Source organism: Pseudomonas sp. BN417 (genome assembly GCF_029871205.1).
In the GTDB taxonomy this organism is placed as follows: Bacteria; Pseudomonadota; Gammaproteobacteria; order Pseudomonadales; family Pseudomonadaceae; genus Metapseudomonas.
This window is the reverse complement of the sequence record NZ_SSOJ01000119.1, coordinates 1-3769: the sequence shown is the minus strand read 5'-3', so window position 1 is coordinate 3769 and position 3769 is coordinate 1. Positions and strand designations below refer to the sequence as shown.

Genomic DNA, 3769 nt, shown 5'->3' with positions numbered 1-3769 from the left:
CGGCATGCGCGTGGTGGTGACCGCCTGCGACGCCCGCGGCAACGTGGACATCGCCGACCTCAAGGCCAAGGCCGAGGAGCACAAGGAGCGCCTGGCCGCACTGATGATCACCTACCCGTCTACCCACGGCGTGTTCGAGGAAGGCATCCGCGAAATCTGCGCGATCATCCACGACAACGGCGGCCAGGTGTACATCGACGGCGCCAACATGAACGCCATGGTCGGCCTCTGCGCCCCGGGCCAGTTCGGCGGCGACGTGTCCCACCTCAACCTGCACAAGACCTTCTGCATCCCCCACGGCGGCGGCGGCCCGGGCGTCGGCCCGATCGGCGTGAAATCCCATCTCGCGCCCTTCCTGCCCGGCCACGGCCACATGGAGCACAAGCTCGGCGCGGTGAGTGCGGCGCCCTTCGGCAGCGCCAGCATCCTGCCCATCACCTGGATGTACATCCGCATGATGGGCGGCGAGGGCCTGCGTCGCGCCACCCAGATGGCGATCCTCAACGCCAACTACATCGCCCGCCGCCTGGAGGAGCACTACCCGGTGCTCTACACCGGCAGCAACGGCCTGGTGGCCCACGAGTGCATCCTCGACCTGCGCCCGCTCAAGGAAACCAGCGGCATCAGCGTCGACGACGTGGCCAAGCGCCTGATCGACTACGGCTTCCACGCCCCGACCATGTCCTTCCCGGTGCCCGGCACCCTGATGATCGAGCCGACCGAGAGCGAGTCGAAGGAAGAGCTGGACCGCTTCTGCGAAGCCATGATCCGCATCCGCGAGGAAATCCGCGCAGTGGAGAGCGGCGAGCTGGACGCCAACGACAACCCGCTGAAGAACGCCCCGCACACCGCCCAGGAGCTGGTCGGCGAGTGGGTCCACCGCTACAGCCGCGAACTGGCCGTGTACCCCACCGCCAGCCTGGTGGAAGGCAAGTACTGGCCACCGGTGGGCCGCGTGGACAACGTCTACGGCGACCGCAACCTGGTCTGCGCCTGCCCGTCCATCGAGGCCTACCAGGACGCCTGATCACTGGCGCGATCTCTGTGGGGGCGAATTCATTCGCTGAGCAGGCCTGCCCAGCGAAGCTGCCAGGGGCTGCTGCGCAGCCCATCGCGAATGAATTCGCCCCCACAAGGGTTCCGAACACCGGTTCGCGGTCGGCACCTCGGGTTCCGTCCGCCGGGCTGTCTACGCTGATAAATAAGAAAAGCCGAGCGCGAGCTCAGGAGCGCGACATGTCCCTCAGCGTCTTCGACCTGTTCAAGATCGGCATAGGCCCCTCCAGCTCCCACACCGTGGGCCCGATGCGTGCCGCCGCGCGCTTCGTCGAGGGCCTGCGGCGGGAAAACCTGCTGGCCGACACCGAGCGCCTGAAAGTCGAGCTCTACGGCTCCCTCGGCGCCACCGGCAAGGGCCACGGCAGTGACAAGGCCGTGCTCCTGGGGCTGGAAGGCGAACAGCCGGACACCGTGGATACGGAAAGCGTGGATGCGCGCCTGGCGGCCATCCGCGAAAGTGGCGTCCTGTGCCTGGGTGGGGAAAGGTCCATCCACTTCGTGGAGAAGGAGCACCTGGCGATGATCAGGAAACCGCTCCCCTACCACCCCAATGGCATGATCTTCCGCGCCTTCGACGACGCCGGCATCCAGATCCGTTCGCGCGAGTACTACTCGGTGGGCGGCGGCTTCGTGGTGGACGAGGAAGCCGCCGGGCTGGATCGCATAGTCGAGGACCGCACGCCGCTGCCCTATCGCTTCAAGTCCGGCAAGGAAATGCTCGCCCATTGCAGCGCCAGCGGACTCTCCATCAGCGACCTGATGCGCGAGAACGAGAAGGCCTGGCGTACGCCTGAAGAAACCAGCGACGGCCTGATGAAGATCTGGCAGGTGATGCAGGACTGCGTGAAGGCTGGCTGCCGCAAGGAAGGCATCATGCCCGGCGGGCTCAAGGTCAAGCGCCGCGCCGCCGCGCTCTACCGCCAGCTCAGCGAGCATCCGGAAGCCAGCCTAAAGGACAGCCTGGCGGTGCTGGACTGGGTCAATCTCTACGCCCTGGCGGTGAACGAGGAAAACGCCACCGGCGGCCGCGTGGTCACCGCGCCCACCAACGGCGCGGCGGGCATAGTCCCGGCGGTGCTGCACTATTACGCGCGCTTCATCCCCGGCGCCAATGACGACGGCATCGAGCGCTTCCTGCTCACCGCCGCCGCCATCGGCATCCTCTACAAGGAGAACGCCTCGATCTCCGGCGCCGAAGTCGGCTGCCAGGGCGAGGTGGGCGTGGCCTGCTCGATGGCCGCCGGCGCGCTCTGCGAAGTCATGGGCGGCACCCCGCAGCAGGTGGAGAACGCCGCCGAGATCGGCATGGAACACAACCTCGGCCTGACCTGCGACCCGGTCGGCGGGCTGGTCCAGGTGCCCTGCATCGAGCGCAACGCCATGGGTTCGGTGAAGGCGATCAACGCCGCGCGCATGGCCCTGCGTGGCGACGGCCAGCACTTCATCTCGCTGGACAAGGTGATCCGCACCATGCGCCAGACCGGCGCCGACATGAAGAGCAAATACAAGGAAACCGCCCGCGGTGGGCTGGCGGTGAACATCATCGAATGCTGATCAGCCGTCCGTAGGGTGCGCCGCGCGCACCACAGACGTTCATCGGTGCGCATGGCGCACCCTACTGGAGATTCCGCGTGACTACCGAAACCCTCGCCAAGACCCCGCTGCACGCCCTGCACCTCGAACTCGGCGCACGCATGGTGCCCTTCGCCGGCTACGACATGCCGGTGCAATACCCGCTCGGCGTGCTCAAGGAGCACCTGCACACCCGTGAACAGGCCGGCCTGTTCGACGTCTCCCACATGGGCCAGATCATCCTGCGTGGCGCCAATGCGGCCCGGGCGCTGGAAAGCCTGGTGCCGGTGGATATCCTCGACCTGCCGGTGGGCATGCAGCGCTACGCCATGTTCACCGACGACAACGGCGGCATCCTCGACGACCTGATGGTGGCCCGCCTGGCCGAGGACGAGCTGTTCGTGGTGGTCAATGCCGCCTGCAAAGAGCAGGACCTGGCCCACCTGCAACAGCACCTGGCCGGCCAGTGCCAGATCGAGTCGCTGTTCGAATCCCGCGCGCTGCTGGCGCTGCAGGGTCCCAAGGCCGCCGAGGTGCTCGGCCGCCTCGCACCGAAGGTGAAGGGCATGACCTTCATGCAGTTCGGCAGCGTGCGCCTGGAAGGCGTGGAATGCTTCGTCAGCCGCTCCGGCTATACCGGCGAAGACGGTTACGAGATCTCCGTCCCCGTGGCCCAGGCCGAAGCCCTGGCCCGTGCGCTGCTGGCCCAGCCGGAAGTCCAGCCCATCGGCCTCGGCGCCCGCGACTCGCTGCGCCTGGAAGCCGGCCTGTGCCTCTATGGCCATGACATGAGCACCGCGACCACGCCGATCGAGGCCAGCCTGGCCTGGGCCATCTCCAAGGCACGTCGCGCCGATGGCGCCCGTGCCGGTGGTTTCCCCGGCGCCGAGCGCATCCTCGAGCAACAGCGCGACGGCGTGACCGGCAAGCGCGTCGGCCTGCTGCCCCTGGAGCGCGTACCGGTGCGCGAAGGTGCCGAGATCGTCGACGCCGACGGCAGCGTGATTGGCCGCGTCTGCAGCGGCGGCTTCGGCCCCAGCCTGGGCGCGCCCGTGGCCATGGGCTTCGTCGCCGCCAGCCATGCGGCCCTGGACAGCGAAGTCTGGGCCCTGGTGCGCGGCAAGCGCGTGGCCATGAA

2 protein-coding genes and 1 pseudogene are annotated in these 3769 nt (G+C 67.8%); all 3 read left to right on the top strand.

Features of this window, described 5'->3' with window-relative positions:
* Window positions 1–1027 (top strand): annotated as a pseudogene (locus E8F11_RS14895) (glycine dehydrogenase (aminomethyl-transferring)); the annotation flags it as partial.
* Between the two features lie 209 nt (window positions 1028–1236).
* Window positions 1237–2613 carry an L-serine ammonia-lyase gene (locus tag E8F11_RS14890; RefSeq protein WP_280289599.1) on the top strand — a complete coding sequence of 459 codons (1377 nt, stop codon included), beginning with the start codon at window positions 1237–1239 and terminating at the stop codon, window positions 2611–2613.
* Between the two features lie 77 nt (window positions 2614–2690).
* The coding region (gene gcvT / locus E8F11_RS14885) for a glycine cleavage system aminomethyltransferase GcvT (protein ID WP_280289596.1) at window positions 2691–3769 on the top strand (1079 nt) is incomplete at its 3' end.

Coding starts and splice junctions, on each gene's coding strand:
- E8F11_RS14890 (WP_280289599.1), top strand. CDS start 1,237: ATGTCCCTCAGCGTCTTCGACCTGTTCAAGATCGGCATAGGCCCCTCC.